Here is an 18,079-nt window from a genome sequence, read left to right on the forward strand (position 1 = left end):
CCTTACGTTTTCTCTAATAGATGTGTGGATCTAAGTACACATCTTCGGCCTTACCATTAATCCATTTAAATATTAATCGGTACTGCTTGTTTACTCTGATTGAAGAATATTCCTGTAATTTTCCGGTTAACTCTTCATATCTGTTACCGGGTGGCGAGCGCAAATCCCGATGCGAAACAGCCGCATTAATGATATCCAGCTTTCTGGCTAATGCAGTGTGAATATCCGCAGGTATTTTTCTGTGCGATGTCGCCCGTTCAAAAAAATCTTCAAGCCATGTATCCCGAAAATTTCTGATATTTAATGATTTAGACATTCCATTGCCAGCACCACTTCCATAAGCATAGAGAGATTGTAGTGCATACATGCACTGTGCTCAAGTGCATTCATTAACATAAAATGGTGAGCTGTTGGGCGAGCAGGTAAATCCCTGCCAGAAAGATAAAATACCCATAAATTTAAATCGTTACCGCTAACGATCGTAATCTTCTTCCATTCTGCGCTCTTCGTCTTCTAACTGACGCCGTTCTTGATCGAGCTGGCGCTGACGGTCATCCAGTTGGCGACGTCGATCTTCAAACTGGCGGCGGCGATTGTCATATTGCCTGCGCCGGTCGTCACTCATCTGGCGCTGCCAGCTTTCGTCACGGGAGTCATCATAATCCCGCCCGTTGTTCGGTTTGTATGCGTCGTTAATCGCCTGCTGAATATTACCAATGGCGTCATCGATAATATCCGCCTGTGCCGATACGGTGGTCAGCATTAGCAAACTAAAAAGAAGGAATGTCGCGGAGCGTTGCATAAAACCAGCCTCATCAAGAAACTCGCCCCACGGTAATCAAAGCGTATTTGCGCGGGTAGCGGAGGAATCTCAATTACGCGAATGCCGCAGCGCCTGCGCCAGCTCTCCCCGAGTAAAAGGCTTACGCAATAGCGCCACATCCGGCAACGCCGGGTTATGCGCCGGACGTAAATCCTGACCGCTTATCAGCAGGATGGACAACTGCGGATAATGTGCCTGAGCATGGTTAACCACATCCACGCCGCTTAAACCACCTGGCAGCATTAAGTCGCTGATAAAAATATCAATCTCGGATGAAGCCGCCAGCATATGCATCGCCTGTTCCCCGTTTGCGGCCTCTAACGTCAGGTAGCCCAGCAGGTGTAATTGCTCGCACAACGTCTGGCGTACATCGTCTTCATCCTCAAGCACCAACACCAGTTTTTCACCGCTGTTCGCCGCATGTACCGCCACCGGTTCTGCCTGAGCCTGCACCGGCACAACGGCACGAGGCAGTTGTAGCCTGACCGTCGTTCCCTGCCCGGGAGCGCTTTCAATCTCCACCCGACCTCCGGACTGGCGCACAAAACCGTAAACCATCGACAGCCCCAGTCCGCTGCCGCTACCGGTCTGTTTGGTGGTGAAAAACGGCTCGAAGACCTGGGCTTTCACCTCCTGTGACATCCCGCTCCCCTGGTCGGCAACCTCCAGCATCACCATATCCTGCTTGCGCCCATCGCTGCGCGTGACCCGCTGATTCCAGGTACGGATTTTAATCGTGCCCGCCTGCCCGTCCATGGCATCACGGGCGTTCATCACCAGATTGATAATGGCGTTTTCCAGTTGGCTGACGTCAATCCACGCGGGCCAGGCGGGAGACTGGGCTTCAATCTCCAGCGTCAACGTGGCCGGAAGAGAGTGGCGCATCAGTTCGCCCAGATTTTCCAGCAGCGTTTTCAGCTCCACCGCATGAGGGTGCAGCGACTGTTTGCGCGAAAAGGCCAGCAGTCGCTGGGTAAGCAGCGCCCCACGCTCGGCGGCTTTTAGCGCCCGATTGACCCGCGGCGCGTCGGGAGAATCCTGATCCACCAAATCCAGGCTGCCAATAATAACCGCCAGCAGGTTATTGAAATCATGTGCTAATCCACCCGTCAGTTGCCCCACCGCCTTCAGCTTTTGGCTGTGCAACAGCGCCTCTTCCAGCCCCTGACGCTCGGTGCGATCGATTTCCATCTGGCTGGTTTTTTCTTTTAGCAGTCGGGTGGTGTGCTCCAGCGACGCCGTATTCCGGGCAAAGACGCTAAAGGCGCGGGCCAGCTCGCCTAACTCATCGCGACGCTGCAGGGCCGGGACGCTGACGTCTGATTCACCGTGCGCCAGCCGGGTCATCGCCCGTGAAATGGCCGTCAGGTTGGAACCGAGATTACGGTAGATATACCACCCGGCAAAACCGGTGATCACCACCGCCAGCAACGCAAACACTAAAATAAACAACGCGCCGGATTGCAGTTCCTGATGGCTTTGCGCCACCCGTTGCTCTGAGATCAGCGCCACCTGCGAGGCATACTGATTGATATCGCTGTTGAGGATCGCCACCAGCGCTTTGATATGAAACATATACCAGTTGATGGCCAAATCGCTCTGCTCCAGCGCGGAAGAGAGCGGCTCCAGCTTATGCAGCTCCTGGTTGAAGTCGTTGAGGATACCGCTAATTAGCGGACTAGCATGGCGCAAGGGAAGCGCAGGCATCACCGCATCCAGTTGTTTCACCACCGAACGCGGCGTGGGCGTGTCGATGGCGGCAACAATTAAGCGGTCCATCTGCCCCAGCAGCGCATCATCCTGCGCGCCGGTCAACTTTTGCAGATGACGTAAATAGCTTTGATTTTGATACAGCGAACTGAGCAGCGCGTTACGTTCCAGATGTCGCCGCTGCCCGCGCTGCAACATCCCTTCTACGCTGCTTTGTAGTTCATTACTGCGCTGGATAATACGCTCGACCAGCACCGGCTCTTGCTGTGCCAGCGGCGCGGTAGCCAGTTGTTCCAGCGACTGCTTCAGCGCCCTTTGCGTCTCCTGCAGCCGCTCCGCTTCCCCTTTGTATTCCAGCGCCCCGACCACCTGCGACAGCCGCACCGCCGCTGTCGCCACGTTCGCCGTATCCCGCGCCAGGTTCATGCTGCCGGTCATGTCGTCAACGGTTTGCTGCTGCACCTGCTCCTGAATCTGACTGGCATGCTGAAAACCCAGCACCGCCACGCCGCTCACCATCAGCGTGACAGCCACCACCAGCAGATTGAAGAACAGCAATCGTCCGCGCGCACTGGCGAAAAAGTGACGTCCCGGTTGCGGCATATCACGCTCCGTGAAGAAAAATCGCAATATGACAAATATGAACGGCTTCTGACATTTTGCATTTACATTCCTGTGATGGACTGCTGATATCGGCCACCCCACAGGAGATCCGCCATGAGCAGGACACCGGTTCTGGAGATGCGCAACATTGCTAAAGCGTTTGGCAAATTTTACGCGCTGAAAGGGGTCGATTTAACGGTCTGGCCGGGCGAGATTCATGCCCTGATGGGCGAGAATGGCGCGGGGAAGAGCACCCTGATGAAGATCCTCGCAGGCGCCTATACCGCCACCAGCGGTGAGATCCTGATTGACGGTCAGCCGTTCCATATTCGCGGTCCCAAAGATGCACTTAGCGCAGGCATCACGCTGATTTATCAGGAGATGCAGCTCGCGCCGAACCTGACGGTAGCGGAAAATATCTTTCTTGGCAGCGAGCTGTCGCGCGGCGGGCTGGTCCAGCGTAAAGAGATGGTGATGCAGTCGCAGAAAGTCATCGACCGACTCGGCGCCCAGTTTAAGGCCAGCGACCGTGTGATGACATTGACCATCGCCGAACAGCAGCAAGTGGAAATTGCCCGTGCCCTGCACCGTAAAAGCCGCATTCTGGTAATGGATGAACCCACCGCCGCCCTCTCCTCACGTGAAACCCACCGCCTGTTTGAACTGATCATGCGCCTGCGCGATGAGGGGATGGCGATTATCTACATCAGCCATCGCATGGCGGAAGTGTACGAACTTTCGGACCGCGTCAGCGTCCTGCGTGACGGGCAATATGTTGGCAGCCTGACCCGCGACAAGCTCAACGCCTCGGAGCTGGTACGCATGATGGTGGGCCGTCCGTTGAGCGATCTGTTCAACAAAGAGCGCGACATTCCCTTAGGTAAAGCACGCCTCAATGTTCATCACCTGACCGACGGCCATAAAGTCCAGCCGTGCAGCTTGCTGGTGCGCTCCGGGGAGATCGTCGGCCTGGCCGGGCTAGTCGGTGCCGGGCGTTCTGAACTGGCTCAGCTTATTTTTGGCGTGCGTAAAGCCATCGGCGGCATGATTGAAGTAGACGGTGAACCGGTAGTGATCCACTCCCCCCGCGAGGCGATTGACCACGGCATTGGCTTTCTGACGGAAAACCGCAAAGAACAGGGATTATTTTTAGAGCTGGCAGCGGCAGAAAACATCACCATGGCAAGGTTGGAGCGTGACGCCAACTGGGGCATGCTCGATCGCAAAAAGGCGCAGGCTATTTCCGATGACGCCATCAAGCTGCTCAACATCCGCGTGCCGCACGCACAGGTACGCGCGGGCGGGCTGTCCGGCGGAAATCAGCAAAAACTGCTGATTTCACGCTGGGTCGCGATCGGCCCACGTATTTTGATCCTCGATGAACCCACGCGCGGCGTGGACGTCGGTGCCAAAAGCGAGATCTACCGGATCATGAACGATATGGCGCGCAAAGGCGTAGCGATCTTGATGATCTCCAGCGAGCTGCCGGAAGTCGTCGGTATGAGCGATCGCGTGTACGTCATGCGGGAAGGCAGTATTGCCGGCGAGCTGAACGGACAAAGCATTACCCAGGAAAATATTATGACGCTGGCAACCGGCGTGAACGACTCCCACCATCAGGCGGTACCCCATGAATAATCCAACCACTCCCCAGCAGGTGGCGAAATCCGCCTCCGCAAAAAAAATGCTGATGAGCGATCTGATGCAAACGGTCGGCATCTTACCGATTCTCATCCTGATTGTGGCGGTATTTGGCTTTATCGCGCCTAACTTTTTTACCGAAAGCAACCTGCTGAATATTACCCGTCAGGCCTCAATCAACATCGTGCTGGCGGCTGGCATGACCTTCATTATTTTGACCGGTGGGATCGACCTCTCGGTTGGCTCGATTCTCGGTACCACCGCTGTCGCAGCCATGGTCGTTTCTCTTATTCCTGAGCTTGCCATGCTATCGATTCCGGCGGCGCTGATGCTCGGTCTGGTGCTGGGATTGTTTAACGGCGCGCTGGTTGCTTTTGCCGGACTACCGCCGTTTATCGTCACGCTTGGAACCTATACGGCGCTGCGCGGTGCGGCCTATCTGCTGGCCGACGGAACAACGGTTATTAACTCCAATATCAGCTTTGAGTGGATCGGTAACAACTATCTCGGCCCGGTTCCGTGGCTGGTAGTCATTGCGCTGGCGGTGGTGGTGGTGTGCTGGTTCATTCTGCGCCGCACCACGCTCGGCGTTCATATCTACGCGGTCGGCGGCAATATGCAGGCCGCACGTTTAACCGGGATCAAAGTGTGGCTGGTGCTGCTGTTCGTCTACGGCATGAGCGGTTTGCTCTCAGGTCTTGGCGGGGTGATGAGCGCCTCGCGGCTGTATAGCGCCAACGGCAACTTAGGCATGGGTTACGAGCTGGACGCCATCGCGGCGGTGATCCTCGGCGGCACCAGCTTTGTTGGCGGGATCGGCACCATCACCGGCACGCTGGTGGGGGCGTTGATAATCGCCACGCTCAATAACGGCATGACGCTGATGGGCGTCTCCTATTTCTGGCAATTGGTGATCAAAGGGGCGGTGATCATCATAGCGGTGCTGATCGACAAATACCGTACCCGACACCATCAAAGTGCATAGACAAGCTTACTGGCCTGCTCATTCGTAGGCCTGATAAGCGCAGCGCCATCAGGCGTATAACAACAATACCCTACGTGAGGAAACGAGTATGCGTTTGAAGCCATTAGTAACCGCGCTCTGTGCTGGCGCCCTGCTTGCTGCAGCTCCGTTTGTGCAGGCAAAAGAACTGAAATCGATCGGCGTTACGGTGGGCGATCTGGCCAACCCGTTCTTCGTGCAGATCACCAAAGGCGCGGAGCTGGAAGCACGCAAGCTGGCAGGTGATAGCGTTAAAGTAACGCTGGTTTCCAGCGGCTACGATCTGGGGCAACAGGTGTCGCAGATCGACAACTTTATTGCCGCCAAAGTCGACATGATTATCCTTAACGCCGCCGACTCCAAAGGCATCGGCCCGGCGGTAAAACGCGCGAAAGACGCCGGGATCGTGGTGGTTGCCGTTGACGTGGCAGCGGAAGGCGCAGACGCGACCATTACCTCCGATAACACCCAGGCAGGTGAAATGGCCTGTAAATACATTACCGACCGCCTGAAAGGCAAAGGCAACGTCGTCATCATCAACGGGCCGCCGGTTTCCGCCGTCCAGAACCGCGTGGAAGGCTGCCAGACTGAGTTTAAACGCCACCCTGATATCAAGGTGCTGTCGCATAACCAAAACGCCAAAGGCAGTCGCGAAGGCGGGCTGGAGATCATGACCGCGCTGCTGGCGGCGAATCCGAAGATCGACGGCGTATTTGCCATTAACGATCCGACGGCGATCGGTGCCGATCTGGCGGCAAAACAGGCGCAGCGTAGTGAATTCTTTATTGTCGGCGTAGATGGATCCCCGGACGGTGAAGAAGCGCTGAAACGCGAAAACTCACTATTTGTGGCGACTCCGGCACAAGATCCGCAGGTGATGGCTGCCAAAGCGGTCGAAATCGGCTATGACATATTGCAGGGGAAACCCGCCCCGAAAGAACCCGTACTGATCCCGGTGACGATGATCGATAAAAACAACGTCGGCAGTTATAAGGGTTGGACGGTGAAATAGCCCGCCACAACAACGCCGGATGGCGGCAAAAATGCCCTATCCGGCCTACAAGATCGCTATGAATTTGTAGGCCGGATAAGCGCGGCGCCATCCGGCATTATATTAAGGAGGATTCAGCCGATGAAACGCTCCGCAATAAACGAGATCCTTGGCCACACGCGCCAGTTTTTCTCTCAGCACGACGTGCATCTCCCCCCTTTTGCCAGCTTCCCCCCGACCCAATGGCGCAAGCTTGATGCCACAGCCTGGAGCGAAGTGTTCGACCTTAAGCTCGGTTGGGATGTCACCGCATTTGGCGGCAACAATTTTGCCGCGCAAGGGTTAACGCTGTTCACTCTGCGTAATGGCTCGCCGAAAGGCATGCCTTACGAGAAATGCTACGCCGAGAAAATCATGCATGTTCGCGATGCGCAGGTCACGCCGATGCATTTTCACTGGCGCAAACGCGAAGACATTATCAATCGCGGCGGCGGCAATTTAATTGTGGAACTGTGGAATGCGGGGATCCGGGAACAAACGGAGGAGACCGACGTCAGCGTAGTGATTGACGGCTGTCGGCAAACCCATGCAGCGGGCAGTCAGTTACGCCTGACGCCGGGTGAAAGCATCTGCCTGCCGCCGGGCCTGTATCACAGCTTCTGGGCGGAAGAAGGTTTTGGCGACGTGCTGGTCGGCGAGGTTTCTTCTGTTAATGACGACGACCACGATAACCACTTTTTGCAACCGATCGCCCGCTATAACGACATTGAAGAAGACGAGCCGGCGCAGCTGGTGCTGTGTAACGAATATCGCCTGTTCCGCTAACCAAGGAGCGCATTATGCCGTTGATATCTCTCGCTGATGGTCTTGCACATGCCCGTGAGCATCACTATGCCTTAGGGGCATTTAATGTTCTGGATTCACACTTCCTGCGCGCGCTGTTTGCCGCGGCAAAGCAGGAACGTTCGCCGTTTATCATCAATATCGCCGAAGTACATTTTAAATATATCTCGCTGGATTCTCTGGTCGAAGCGGTCAAGTTCGAAGCCGCGCGGCATGACATTCCGGTGGTGCTAAACCTTGACCACGGCCTGCACTTTGAGTCGGTAGTTCGGGCACTACGCTTAGGGTTCAGTTCAGTGATGTTCGATGGCTCCACGCTGGAGTATGAAGAAAATATCCGCCAGACCCGAGAAGTGGTGAAGATGTGCCACGCCGTCGGCGTGTCGGTGGAAGCCGAACTGGGTGCGGTGGGCGGTGATGAGGGCGGCGCGCTGTACGGTCATGCCGACGAGTCGCTGTTTACCGACCCGATGATGGCGCGCGATTTCGTCGACAGAACCAGGATTGACGCGCTGGCGGTCGCCATTGGCAATGCCCACGGCAAATACAAAGGCGAACCGCTGCTCGACTTCCCGCGTCTGGACGCCATTCGCCAGCAGGCGGCAATCCCGCTGGTACTGCACGGCGGCTCCGGCATTAGCGACGACGATTTCAAGCGCGCGATTGAACTCGGCATTCACAAAATCAACTTCTATACCGGCATGTCGCAGGCGGCGCTGTCGGCGGTAGAAACGCGGATGGCGAATCGCCAGCCGCTGTACGACGAATTCGCCGAACTGCTGCTCGGCATTGAAGAGGCCATTACCGATACCGTTTCGGAACAGATGCGCATTTTTGGCAGCGCGGGACGGGTCTGATGGAACGCAAAGGCGTTATCGCCGCAGGCAACATGCTGGTCGATCACGTGCATCAAATTGTGCAGTGGCCGGAACGTGGCTGGCTGGCGGAAATCACCCGTAGCGAACGCGCCACGGGCGGTGCGCCGCTTAATGTGCTGCTGACGCTGGCAAAAATGCACACTGGGCTGCCGTTGCAGGCAGTGGGGTTAATCGGTCAGGACAGCGACGGCGACTACATTATGGCGATGCTGGAGCAGTATCACGTTAATCGCCAACACGTGCAGCGCACCACATTCGCCCCCACGTCGATGTCGCAGGTGATGACCGATCCCAGCGGTCAGCGCACCTTTTTCCACTCGCCCGGTGCCAATCGGCTACTCGATCTGCCTGCGTTTGAGCAACTGGATACCTCGATGAAAATCTTCCATCTGGGATATCTGCTGCTGCTCGACAGTCTGGACATGCCGGATGAGGAGTACGGGACGCGTAGCGCACGGCTGCTGGCGCAAATGCGCGACAACGGCTTTGAAACATCGCTGGATCTGGTCTCACGCAAGGGCGATCCGCGCTATCAACCGCTGGTGATGCCAGCCCTGCGCCATCTCGACTATCTGGTGATTAACGAGCTGGAAGCCGGGGAGTTCAGCGGGCTGGAGATCCGCCAGCCCAACGGCGAACTGCATATTGCGCACATCGCCACCGCCGCACGCGAATTATTGGATGCAGGTGTACGCCAGCGGGTGGTGATCCACTGTCCGGAAGGTGCCTGGGGTGAAGCACCGGATCTGCCGGGCGTCTGGATCCCGTCGCAGTACCTGGCGCAGGAGGAGATCGTTGGCAGCGTCGGAGCGGGAGATGCGTTTTGCGCTGGATTTTTGTATGGCTGTCATGAGCGCTGGTCGCTGACGGACAGCGTCAGGTTGGCACACGCCTGTGCGCGGGCAAGCTTGCTGTGCGCGAATGCGATAGATGGCGCGAAGACGCTGGCAGAGTTGAAAGCAGAAATGGCTGACGCCTGATGCGCTACGCTTATCAGGCCTACGGAGTTGTTATCGCTTTTGTAGGCCGGATAAGGCGTTTACGCCGCATCCGGCAACTGCGCACGATCACGCCGCCTTATCGTGATGCTGCACGTCGGCGGCAAACACATAACCCAGCCCACGCAGGGTTTTGATCAACATTGGCTGGTGCGGGTTGTTCTCTATTTTTCGCCGCAGCCGCATGATTAACACGTCAATAGTGCGGTCAAACACCTCAACGCTGTCGCTGCGCGTCAGCTCCAGCAGCTGTTCCCGGCTCAGCACCCGCCGGGCATTTTGGGCCAGCGCCAACAGCAGGCTGTATTCCCCTTGCGTCAACTCCACCTTCAACTGCTGGGGATTATGTAACTGGCAACCGGCGGTATCAAGATGCCAGCCATTAAAAGAAAGCCCCGTGGTCTGTGGGCCGCCGCTTTCTGCCGTTAACACGCCAACGCGTCTGAGCACCGCCTTTACCCGCGCCACCAGCACCCGCGCATTGAACGGCTTACCGATATAGTCGTCAGCCCCCATTTCCAGCCCAACAACCACATCCGACTCGCTGCCAAGCCCGGTCAGCATCACCACCGGTAATCCGGGTCTCATCTTTTGCACCTGCTGCAACACCATCAGACCGTTGATATCGGGCAACATCATGTCCAGCAATACCAGAGCGATATCCGGCTGAGTCTCAATGCAGCGCAGCGCCTCCTGCCCGGTGTGACAGGCGGTCACCGTAAAGACGTGTTCGCTCAGCACATCCTGTAAAAGCGTGCAGACAGCGATGTCATCATCCACAACCAGTATGGCTGGCTTCATTGTTTTTCCCCATTTCTGGCCAACTTAAATGAGTGTGATTGATTCTGCACAGAGTGACAGCGATAAGGCACAAGGATGTGCGGGAAACATAACCTCGGTCACACTGCCGGGGCGTCACGTATTGGAGATTCGTCACGTCAAATATGACGACAGACTGTTTTTCGTCAGGGTTTTGCGCAAAATTCGCCCGTAATATCGACTAATGCCCCTGATAAAAACATGGCATAAAAGATGCATAACAAAAACGACAAGCGCGTATGCGCGATTTGATTAACTGGAGCGAGACCGATGAAAAAAGTCGTCACGGTTTGCCCATATTGCGCATCAGGTTGCAAAATCAACCTGGTGGTCGATAACGGCAAAATCGTCCGGGCTGAAGCGGCGCAGGGGAAAACCAACCAGGGTACCCTGTGTCTGAAGGGCTACTATGGCTGGGATTTTATCAATGATACCCAGATCCTGACCCCTCGTCTGAAAACCCCTATGATCCGTCGCCAGCGTGGCGGCAAACTGGAATCCGTTTCCTGGGATGAAGCGCTTGATTACGTCGCCAGTCGTCTGAGCGCCATCAAAGCGAAGTATGGCCCGGACGCTATTCAGACGACCGGTTCATCTCGCGGTACGGGTAACGAAACCAACTATGTAATGCAAAAATTCGCGCGCGCCGTTATTGGTACCAATAACGTTGACTGCTGCGCTCGCGTCTGACACGGCCCATCGGTTGCAGGTCTGCACCAATCGGTCGGTAACGGCGCAATGAGTAATGCTATCAATGAAATTGATAACACAGATTTAGTATTCATCTTCGGGTACAACCCGGCGGACTCCCACCCGATCGTGGCGAATCACGTGATTAATGCTAAACGTAACGGGGCGAAAATCATCGTCTGCGATCCGCGCAAAATTGAAACCGCGCGTATTGCCGACATGCACATCGCGTTGAAAAACGGCTCGAACATCGCGCTGCTCAATGCTATGGGTCATGTCATCATCGAAGAAAAACTGTATGACCAGGCGTTCGTCGCCTCCCGTACGGAAGGATTCGAAGAGTACAGCAAGATCGTCGAAGGCTACACGCCGGAGTCCGTCGAAGATATCACTGGCGTTAGCGCGCAGGATATTCGTCAGGCTGCACGTATGTATGCCACGGCGAAAAGCGCGGCAATCCTGTGGGGCATGGGTGTTACCCAGTTCTATCAGGGCGTGGAAACCGTGCGTTCACTGACCAGCCTCGCAATGCTGACCGGCAACCTCGGTAAGCCGAGCGTGGGCGTTAACCCGGTTCGTGGGCAGAACAACGTTCAGGGCGCATGTGACATGGGCGCGCTGCCGGATACCTATCCGGGCTATCAGTATGTGAAAGATCCGGCTAACCGCGAGAAGTTCGCTAAAGCCTGGGGCGTGGAAAGTCTGCCTGCTCATACCGGCTATCGCATCAGCGAACTGCCGCACCGTGCAGCGCATGGCGAAGTACGCGCGGCGTACATCATGGGTGAAGATCCATTACAAACCGATGCTGAACTCTCCGCAGTGCGCAAAGGCTTTGAGGATCTGGAACTGGTCATCGTGCAGGATATCTTCATGACCAAAACTGCCGCTGCCGCAGACGTTATTTTACCGTCTACGTCATGGGGTGAGCATGAAGGCGTATTCTCCGCAGCTGACCGTGGCTTCCAGCGCTTCTTTAAAGCCGTTGAGCCGAAGTGGGATCTGAAAACGGACTGGCAGATTATCAGTGAAATCGCCACCCGTATGGGCTACCCGATGCACTACAACAACACCCAGGAAATCTGGGACGAGTTGCGTCATCTGTGCCCGGATTTCTACGGTGCCACTTACGAGAAAATGGGCGAACTGGGTTATATCCAGTGGCCTTGCCGCGACACCTCCGAGGCCGACCAGGGTACGTCTTATCTCTTCAAAGAGAAGTTCGACACCCCGAACGGCCTGGCGCAGTTCTTCACCTGCGACTGGGTAGCGCCAATCGACAAACTCACTGAGGAGTACCCGATGGTACTGTCTACAGTGCGTGAAGTCGGCCACTACTCTTGCCGTTCGATGACCGGTAACTGTGCGGCGTTGGCCGCGCTGGCGGATGAACCGGGCTATGCCCAGATCAACACCGCCGACGCAGAACGCCTGGGCATCCAGGATGAAGAGCTGGTGTGGGTGAACTCGCGTAAAGGCCGGGTCATTACCCGTGCGGCAGTCAGCGATCGTCCAAACAAAGGCGCGATTTACATGACCTACCAGTGGTGGATTGGCGCATGTAATGAACTGGTAACCGAGAACTTAAGTCCGATTACCAAAACGCCGGAGTACAAGTACTGTGCTGTAAACGTTGAACGCATTGCCGATCAGCGCGCTGCCGAGCAGTATGTCATTGATGAGTACACCAAGCTGAAAGCCAGCCTGCGCGAAAGCGCGATGGGTTAAGCTTCCCCTGACGGCCTCCATTCGGAGGCCGTTTTTTTATGCATATAATCTCTCTATACTGTTCATTCCCTACACTAAATCTAAATATAAGATGAAACGACTTTTCGCCTTGATGGTGTTAATGACATGCTTTGTCCATGCCGAAGAGCCCGGTAGTCAGTTTTTGAAAGCCGCCGAGTCCGGAGACCGACGTGCACAATATTTCCTCGCTGATACCTGGTTTAGCTCAGGCGATTTGGGTAAAGCGGAATATTGGGCGCAAAAAGCCGCCGACAATGGTGATGCCGATGCTTACGCATTGCTGGCACAGATTAAGATTACCAATCCGGTCAGTCTGGATTACCCTCAGGCCAAAACGCTGGCGGAAAAAGCGACCCAGGCAGGCAGTAAAACCGGGGAAATTACGCTGGCGCGTATTCTGGTCAACACTCAGGCTGGACACACCGATTACCCCAAAGCCATTACCTTGCTGCAAAACGCCTCCGAGGACCTGGAAAACGACTCCGCCGTCGACGCGCAAATGCTGCTTGGGCTGATTTACGCCAACGGCGTGGGTATTCCCGCAGACGATGAGAAAGCGACGTGGTATTTCAAACGTAGCTCTGCCATTTCCCGCACCGGCTATTCCGAATACTGGGCCGGGATGATGTTCTTAAACGGTGAGCAGGGTTTTATCGTGAAGAATAAACAGAAGGCACTGCACTGGCTGAATCTGAGCTGTACGGAAGGATTCGATACCGGCTGCGAAGAGTTTGATAAGTTAACCAACGGGTAGTCGTTGTAGGCCTGATAAGCGTAGCGCCATCAGGCAACCCGGAGCAGGTTGCCTGATGGCGGCGTTGCCTTATCCGGCCTACAAGGCGGTCTTATCAAACTTACCTAATACTTCGCGCTCATAGGCCAGCGCTTTTTTGCGGTCAAATTTGTGTTCCCACTTGGAGATAACCAGCACCGCCAGTGCGTTACCCACCACGTTCAGCGCGGTACGCGCCATGTCGAGGATACGGTCAACACCGGCAATAAACGCCAGGCCTTCCAGCGGGATCCCCACGCTGCCCAGCGTTGCCAGCAGCACCACGAATGATACGCCCGGCACGCCCGCAATCCCTTTCGAGGTCACCATCAACGTCAACACCAGCACGATTTCCTGCCACAGCGACAGGTCGATACCATACAGCTGCGCAATAAAGATCGCGGCAATACTCTGGTACAGCGTTGAACCATCAAGGTTGAATGAGTAGCCGGTCGGCACCACAAAGCTGGTGATTGAAGCCGGTGCGCCATAGGCTTCCATCTTCTCGATAATACGCGGCAGTACGCTCTCGGAGCTGGCGGTAGAGTAAGCCAGAATCAACTCGTCTTTCAGAATGCGGATCAGGATCCAAATGCTCAAACCGCAGATACGCGCGACAATCCCCAGCACCACCAGCGCGAAGAACAGGATGGCAAAGTGCACCAACAGCACCAGCTTCGCCAGCGGCCACAGGGAGGCAAAACCGAAGTTTGCGACGGTAACGGCAATCAGCGCGAAAACGCCGACTGGCGCATAACGCATAACCATGTGGGTCACTTTAAACATGGTTTCGGAAATAGAGCGGAACACGGTAACCAGCGGTTCGCGGTGAGTTGCCGGCAGGGAAGACAAACCTAAACCGAACAGCACCGAGAAGAAGATAATCGGCAGCATATCGCCTTTTGCCATCGAGGCGACGATATTGGTCGGCACCAGTGACAAAATTGTCCCCATCAAACCATGCGCGTGGCTCTGTACTTCTGCAGTCGTGCTTTGATATTTCGAAATATCCACGGTCGCCAGTTGCGACATATCAATCCCGGAACCCGGCTGGAACACATTAGCCAGCGTGATCCCAAGGATAATCGCCACGGTGGTGATCACTTCGAAATAGAGAATAGTTTTGGCGCCAATGCGGCCCAGCTGTTTTGCATCACCGACTCCGGCAATACCGACAACCAGCGTAGAGATGACAATGGGCACAACGATCATTTTGATCAGATGGATAAAGATATCGCCCGCCGGTGACAGCAGGTTTACAACCAGCCATTCACGGCTGTCACTATGGTAATGCAGGTAACTCCCTAGCAGAATGCCCAGCACCATGGCGATTAGAATCTGCCATGCCAGGCTGACTTTCAAATTTTTCATAACAACGGACTTCCTCGATGGAGCGCTATTCCACATGCGGTGTGTGGGAATAGTACATACTGAAAGGGTATGAATTGTGTTGCGTTCGTTTATGGAGTTTTTTAACGCTTATTATCATTATCATCTGCATGGCATTCCGCGCAACCCTCTAAGAACAGGGCTTTTGGCTGATTTTATGCATAAAAATGCAATTTTATCGCGGTATTGATGAATAACTTTTTGTTATAAAAGAATTTTAATATGTTCAAAAATGAAGAAGTCATGGTGTGAGTTTTTTTCGCCAATTTGTTCGTTTGCCTGTTTTTTAAACAGGCCAAATGATACAAATCACAAAAAAAACAAATTTATTTTTGCCGATTCTGCAATAACTTCGCCATATTAATAGAGTCAACGAGCTGTGCCCGGTTCACCCTAGGCGAGTTTAAATCCATAACCTTTTGCCACACTGAAATAGCCTGGGCGTAGTCTGCCTGCATAAACGCATCTGAGGCTAACAGCATCAGCGCTGTGACCTCTGCCGGATCCAGCGCCAGAGCCTTATCAATCATCTCGCGAGTGGGTGGCGTCATATGTTGTCCGGCCTGGTAATACAATACCGTTGCCATCGCGGAATAGATCTCAGCATTTTCACCGCCGACACGCAGCGCCTGCTCGTAGGCCAGCAGCGCATTATGATACGCGTTTTGCCAAAGATAGTACTCCCCGAGTTGCGCCCATTTCACGCCGTTCTGGGGATTAGCGCGAATCTGCGATTGCAGCAAAAGCAACTGTTTTTCCTGAACATTCTCATCGGAGAAAGCATGTAAAGGGTCCGCCAGTCTCGTCTGCTCCTGACGAACCGCCTGCCATTTTGGCGTCAACAAGTAGCCTCCAATGCAGGCCACAACCATCAGCACCGCCGCAGCGGTCAGCCGCTTCACAGGCAGTGGGCGTAAGAGCAGTTCGGACTGGTTCATTGTTCACCTTCCTCCGTATGCTGACGTCTTCTCACTCGCCAGACCACCACACCTACCAGCAATAACAACAGGCACGGTAACGCCCACAGCAGCAGCGTTTGCTCATTCAGCGGCGGATTATAACGAACGAAGTCACCGTAACGCTCGGTCATCCATGTCGTGATCTCGGCTTCGCTTTTCCCTTCCGCCACCATGCTATAAACCTGATGGCGCATACTGACCGCTACCGGCGCATTGGATTCCAGCAAGTTTTGGTTTTGACACTGCGGGCAGCGAAGCTGGCTGGCAATGGACAGCGCTTGTTCCTGCTGTTGCGGATTTTCAAAGCGCCAGGTATCCACAACCTGGGCATGTGTAGCGAAAGTGATGAAAAACAGGACGAGCGTTAAGAGTAAAAACTTTTTGCCGGATGGCGCTGCGCTTATCCGGCCTACGGTTCGCGCTACCTGTAGGCCGGATAAGGCGTTTACGCCGCCATCCGGCAACGTTGTAATTAATTTACGCATCGCGCTTTCTCCCTCGCCATCCGCTCAGCAGCGCGCCAAAGACCATTAATAGTCCCCCACCCCAAATCCAGCGCACGCCGGTCTGCACGTACAAACGCATGGCATAGCGGTCAGGTCCGGTTTTTTCACCCATTACCGCGTACCAGTCATGCATCAGATTCCAGCGGATCCCCGGCTCCATCATCTGTTGACGGCGCGCGGCATAGAAGCGCCTTTCAGGTTGCAGGCTGCCAATACGTTTCTCATTGTGCCACAGCGTGATCTGCGCTTTTTCACTGGTGTAGTTACCTTTGGCTTCCAGGTCGAGACGCTCAAAACGGAAAATGTAACCCGCCAGTTCAACCTGCTGCCCAGGGCTCAGGTTCAGGCTTATCTCCTGACGGCTACCGCTGGAAAAGACGATCCCCGCCGCAAACACCAGCACCCCGGCATGCGCCAGCAGTGCCGGAAGCTGGATGCGGAAAGACACGTTGCGGCTTCTGACCGTTGCCAGCACGATAACCAGCAGCATCAGCAGGCCAAAGGGCAGCGTAGCGCGATTAAAGTACGGTGCGCCTACGGAGAGCCGTCCCCAGCCGAACAGCCCGTAAATCATCGGGTAGAGCGTGCCAATCAACACAATCAGCAGCACCGCACTAAAGAGCAGCAGCGCAACCAGAATCAGCATCTCGCGTGACCAACCGCCAAAACGCGCATTCTGCCGGACTTGCTGGCCCCGCCAGGCGTACAGCCCGAGCGACGCCAGACTCAACACGGTAAACAGCGCAAACAGCGGCGCGGCGCGGACGTTATCCAACGCGAAAGCATGCACCGAAACGAGAATACCGGAACGTACAATCAGCGTCCCAAGCAGCGATAAAATCAGCGTGACGATCGCCAGCAACAGCGACCAGTGGCGGAAGATTCCGCGCTGGCGCGTGATATACAGGCTATGCAGCAGCGCGCTGGCGGAAAGCCAGGGTAATAAGGAGGCATTTTCAACCGGGTCCCAGAACCACCAGCCGCCCCAGCCCAGCTCGCAATAGGCCCACCAGGAGCCGAGGATAATCCCCAGCGTCAGCGCGCACCAGCCGGGCAGCGCCCAGCGCCAGCACACCCAGGCGCTCTGCGCATTAAAGTCACCACGTAGCAGCGAGGCCAGCGCCACGCCTGCCGCCACCATCAAACCACCGTAACCCAGATACAGCAGAGGTGGATGGAGGATTAACCCGAGATGTTGCAGCATCGGGTTAAGGTCGCGCCCTTCAATGGCAGGCGGGAAGATGCGCACGAACGGATCGGACCATACCACCACAAACAGCAGCAGCAGGGCCGTTATCATTGAAAGGACGCTGAGCGTCAGCGGAAACAGCGCGTCGGTATCACGCCGATAGCGTAAAGCGAACAGCGCGCTCCAGCCGGAAAGAAACAGCACCCACAGCAGCAGCGATCCTTCATGACCGCCCCACACCGCCGCCAGTTTTAATCCCCACGGCAGTAGACTGTAGCTGTGCTGAGCAACGTAGACCACCGAAAAGTCGCTGGTCAAAAAGCAGAATACCAGAATGGCAAAAGCCAGCAGTAGCAGGGTAAATTGCGCCCACACGCCCACCGTTGCAAGGCGCATCACCCCTTGCCAGCGCTGGCGGACACCCACCAACACGGCAAGCGGGGTCAACACGTTGACCCCAAGGCTTAATAACAGCGCCAGAAAACCGGCTTCAGGAAGGAGAACGTCCAGATATCA

General features: G+C 55.3%; 14 protein-coding genes and 1 pseudogene. 8 read left to right on the forward strand and 7 right to left on the reverse strand.

The genetic code is table 11. The features are described from left to right. Positions 1-13 precede the first annotated feature (13 nt). The 3 genes from OGX90_RS06355 to OGX90_RS06365 all read right to left on the reverse strand — a co-directional run bounded on the left by OGX90_RS06355 (position 14) and on the right by OGX90_RS06365 (position 3,136). On the reverse strand, positions 14-316 hold the full coding sequence (locus tag OGX90_RS06355; protein WP_032942116.1) for a type II toxin-antitoxin system RelE/ParE family toxin: 303 nt from the start codon (positions 314-316) through the stop codon (positions 14-16). A 156-nt stretch (positions 317-472) separates the two neighbouring features. Next, positions 473-802 carry a DDRRRQL repeat protein YjdP gene (gene yjdP / locus OGX90_RS06360; RefSeq protein WP_125363583.1) on the reverse strand — a complete coding sequence of 110 codons (330 nt, stop codon included), beginning with the start codon at positions 800-802 and terminating at the stop codon, positions 473-475. Between the two features lie 69 nt (positions 803-871). Continuing rightward, positions 872-3,136, reverse strand: coding sequence for a hybrid sensor histidine kinase/response regulator (locus OGX90_RS06365; RefSeq protein WP_267439943.1), 2,265 nt, complete (start codon positions 3,134-3,136; stop codon positions 872-874). A 114-nt stretch (positions 3,137-3,250) separates the two neighbouring features. Between OGX90_RS06365 and OGX90_RS06370 the strand changes: the two genes are divergently transcribed. The 6 genes from OGX90_RS06370 (at position 3,251) to OGX90_RS06395 (ending at position 9,472) form a co-directional block, all read left to right on the forward strand. Then, complete coding sequence (locus OGX90_RS06370) at positions 3,251-4,774, forward strand: sugar ABC transporter ATP-binding protein (protein ID WP_286623369.1); 1,524 nt, start codon at positions 3,251-3,253, stop codon at positions 4,772-4,774. Then, positions 4,767-5,762 (forward strand): ABC transporter permease subunit, encoded by a 996-nt coding sequence (locus tag OGX90_RS06375; protein WP_008786947.1) that lies wholly within the window; start codon positions 4,767-4,769, stop codon positions 5,760-5,762. The genes OGX90_RS06370 and OGX90_RS06375 overlap by 8 nt, the downstream gene beginning before the upstream one ends. Before the next feature lie 88 nt (positions 5,763-5,850). After that, positions 5,851-6,792 carry an ABC transporter substrate-binding protein gene (locus OGX90_RS06380; protein WP_003826688.1) on the forward strand — a complete coding sequence of 314 codons (942 nt, stop codon included), beginning with the start codon at positions 5,851-5,853 and terminating at the stop codon, positions 6,790-6,792. A 120-nt stretch (positions 6,793-6,912) separates the two neighbouring features. Beyond that, positions 6,913-7,596, forward strand: coding sequence for a D-lyxose/D-mannose isomerase (locus OGX90_RS06385; protein ID WP_008786945.1), 684 nt, complete (start codon positions 6,913-6,915; stop codon positions 7,594-7,596). Between the two features lie 14 nt (positions 7,597-7,610). After that, positions 7,611-8,471 carry a ketose 1,6-bisphosphate aldolase gene (locus tag OGX90_RS06390; protein WP_286623371.1) on the forward strand — a complete coding sequence of 287 codons (861 nt, stop codon included), beginning with the start codon at positions 7,611-7,613 and terminating at the stop codon, positions 8,469-8,471. After that, entirely contained in the window at positions 8,468-9,472 is a 1,005-nt protein-coding gene (locus OGX90_RS06395) for a carbohydrate kinase family protein (protein WP_122983985.1), read from the forward strand. The genes OGX90_RS06390 and OGX90_RS06395 overlap by 4 nt, the downstream gene beginning before the upstream one ends. Positions 9,473-9,559: 87 nt before the next feature. Here OGX90_RS06395 and OGX90_RS06400 read toward each other — a convergent pair whose 3' ends face one another. Continuing rightward, a complete protein-coding gene (locus OGX90_RS06400; RefSeq protein ID WP_008786942.1) occupies positions 9,560-10,291 on the reverse strand; it encodes a response regulator transcription factor in 732 nt (243 codons plus the stop codon). Positions 10,292-10,579: 288 nt separating this feature from the next. On the opposite strand from OGX90_RS06400, the gene fdhF reads away from it, so the two are divergent. After that, on the forward strand, positions 10,580-12,727 hold the full coding sequence (gene fdhF / locus OGX90_RS06405) for a formate dehydrogenase subunit alpha (protein ID WP_081003612.1): 2,148 nt from the start codon (positions 10,580-10,582) through the stop codon (positions 12,725-12,727). Positions 12,728-12,818: 91 nt separating this feature from the next. After that, on the forward strand, positions 12,819-13,502 hold the full coding sequence (yjcO, locus tag OGX90_RS06410; RefSeq protein WP_032934129.1) for a Sel1 family TPR-like repeat protein YjcO: 684 nt from the start codon (positions 12,819-12,821) through the stop codon (positions 13,500-13,502). Positions 13,503-13,580: 78 nt separating this feature from the next. Here the strand turns inward: yjcO and gltP are convergent, their stop codons facing one another. From gltP to nrfF, 3 genes and pseudogenes are all read right to left on the reverse strand, one after another. Then, positions 13,581-14,891, reverse strand: a complete 1,311-nt coding sequence (gltP, locus tag OGX90_RS06415) for a glutamate/aspartate:proton symporter GltP (protein WP_020996087.1) — start codon at positions 14,889-14,891, stop codon at positions 13,581-13,583. Positions 14,892-15,235: 344 nt separating this feature from the next. Next, positions 15,236-15,847, reverse strand: a complete 612-nt coding sequence (gene nrfG, locus OGX90_RS06420) for a heme lyase NrfEFG subunit NrfG (RefSeq protein ID WP_234691938.1) — start codon at positions 15,845-15,847, stop codon at positions 15,236-15,238. Continuing rightward, positions 15,844-18,073 (reverse strand): annotated as a pseudogene (gene nrfF, locus OGX90_RS06425) (heme lyase NrfEFG subunit NrfF). The gene nrfG and the pseudogene nrfF overlap by 4 nt, the downstream one beginning before the upstream one ends. Between the last annotated feature and the right edge of the window lie 6 nt (positions 18,074-18,079).

The organism is Citrobacter sp. Cpo012, from assembly GCF_030333015.1.
In the GTDB taxonomy this organism is placed as follows: domain Bacteria; phylum Pseudomonadota; class Gammaproteobacteria; order Enterobacterales; family Enterobacteriaceae; genus Citrobacter; species Citrobacter portucalensis.

Coding starts and splice junctions, on each gene's coding strand:
- OGX90_RS06375 (WP_008786947.1), top strand. CDS start 4,767: ATGAATAATCCAACCACTCCCCAGCAGGTGGCGAAATCCGCCTCCGCA.
- OGX90_RS06370 (WP_286623369.1), top strand. CDS start 3,251: ATGAGCAGGACACCGGTTCTGGAGATGCGCAACATTGCTAAAGCGTTT.
- gltP (WP_020996087.1), bottom strand. CDS start 14,891: ATGAAAAATTTGAAAGTCAGCCTGGCATGGCAGATTCTAATCGCCATG.
- OGX90_RS06385 (WP_008786945.1), top strand. CDS start 6,913: ATGAAACGCTCCGCAATAAACGAGATCCTTGGCCACACGCGCCAGTTT.
- nrfG (WP_234691938.1), bottom strand. CDS start 15,847: ATGAACCAGTCCGAACTGCTCTTACGCCCACTGCCTGTGAAGCGGCTG.
- OGX90_RS06355 (WP_032942116.1), bottom strand. CDS start 316: ATGTCTAAATCATTAAATATCAGAAATTTTCGGGATACATGGCTTGAA.
- OGX90_RS06400 (WP_008786942.1), bottom strand. CDS start 10,291: ATGAAGCCAGCCATACTGGTTGTGGATGATGACATCGCTGTCTGCACG.
- yjdP (WP_125363583.1), bottom strand. CDS start 802: ATGCAACGCTCCGCGACATTCCTTCTTTTTAGTTTGCTAATGCTGACC.
- OGX90_RS06390 (WP_286623371.1), top strand. CDS start 7,611: ATGCCGTTGATATCTCTCGCTGATGGTCTTGCACATGCCCGTGAGCAT.
- OGX90_RS06365 (WP_267439943.1), bottom strand. CDS start 3,136: ATGCCGCAACCGGGACGTCACTTTTTCGCCAGTGCGCGCGGACGATTG.
- yjcO (WP_032934129.1), top strand. CDS start 12,819: ATGAAACGACTTTTCGCCTTGATGGTGTTAATGACATGCTTTGTCCAT.
- OGX90_RS06380 (WP_003826688.1), top strand. CDS start 5,851: ATGCGTTTGAAGCCATTAGTAACCGCGCTCTGTGCTGGCGCCCTGCTT.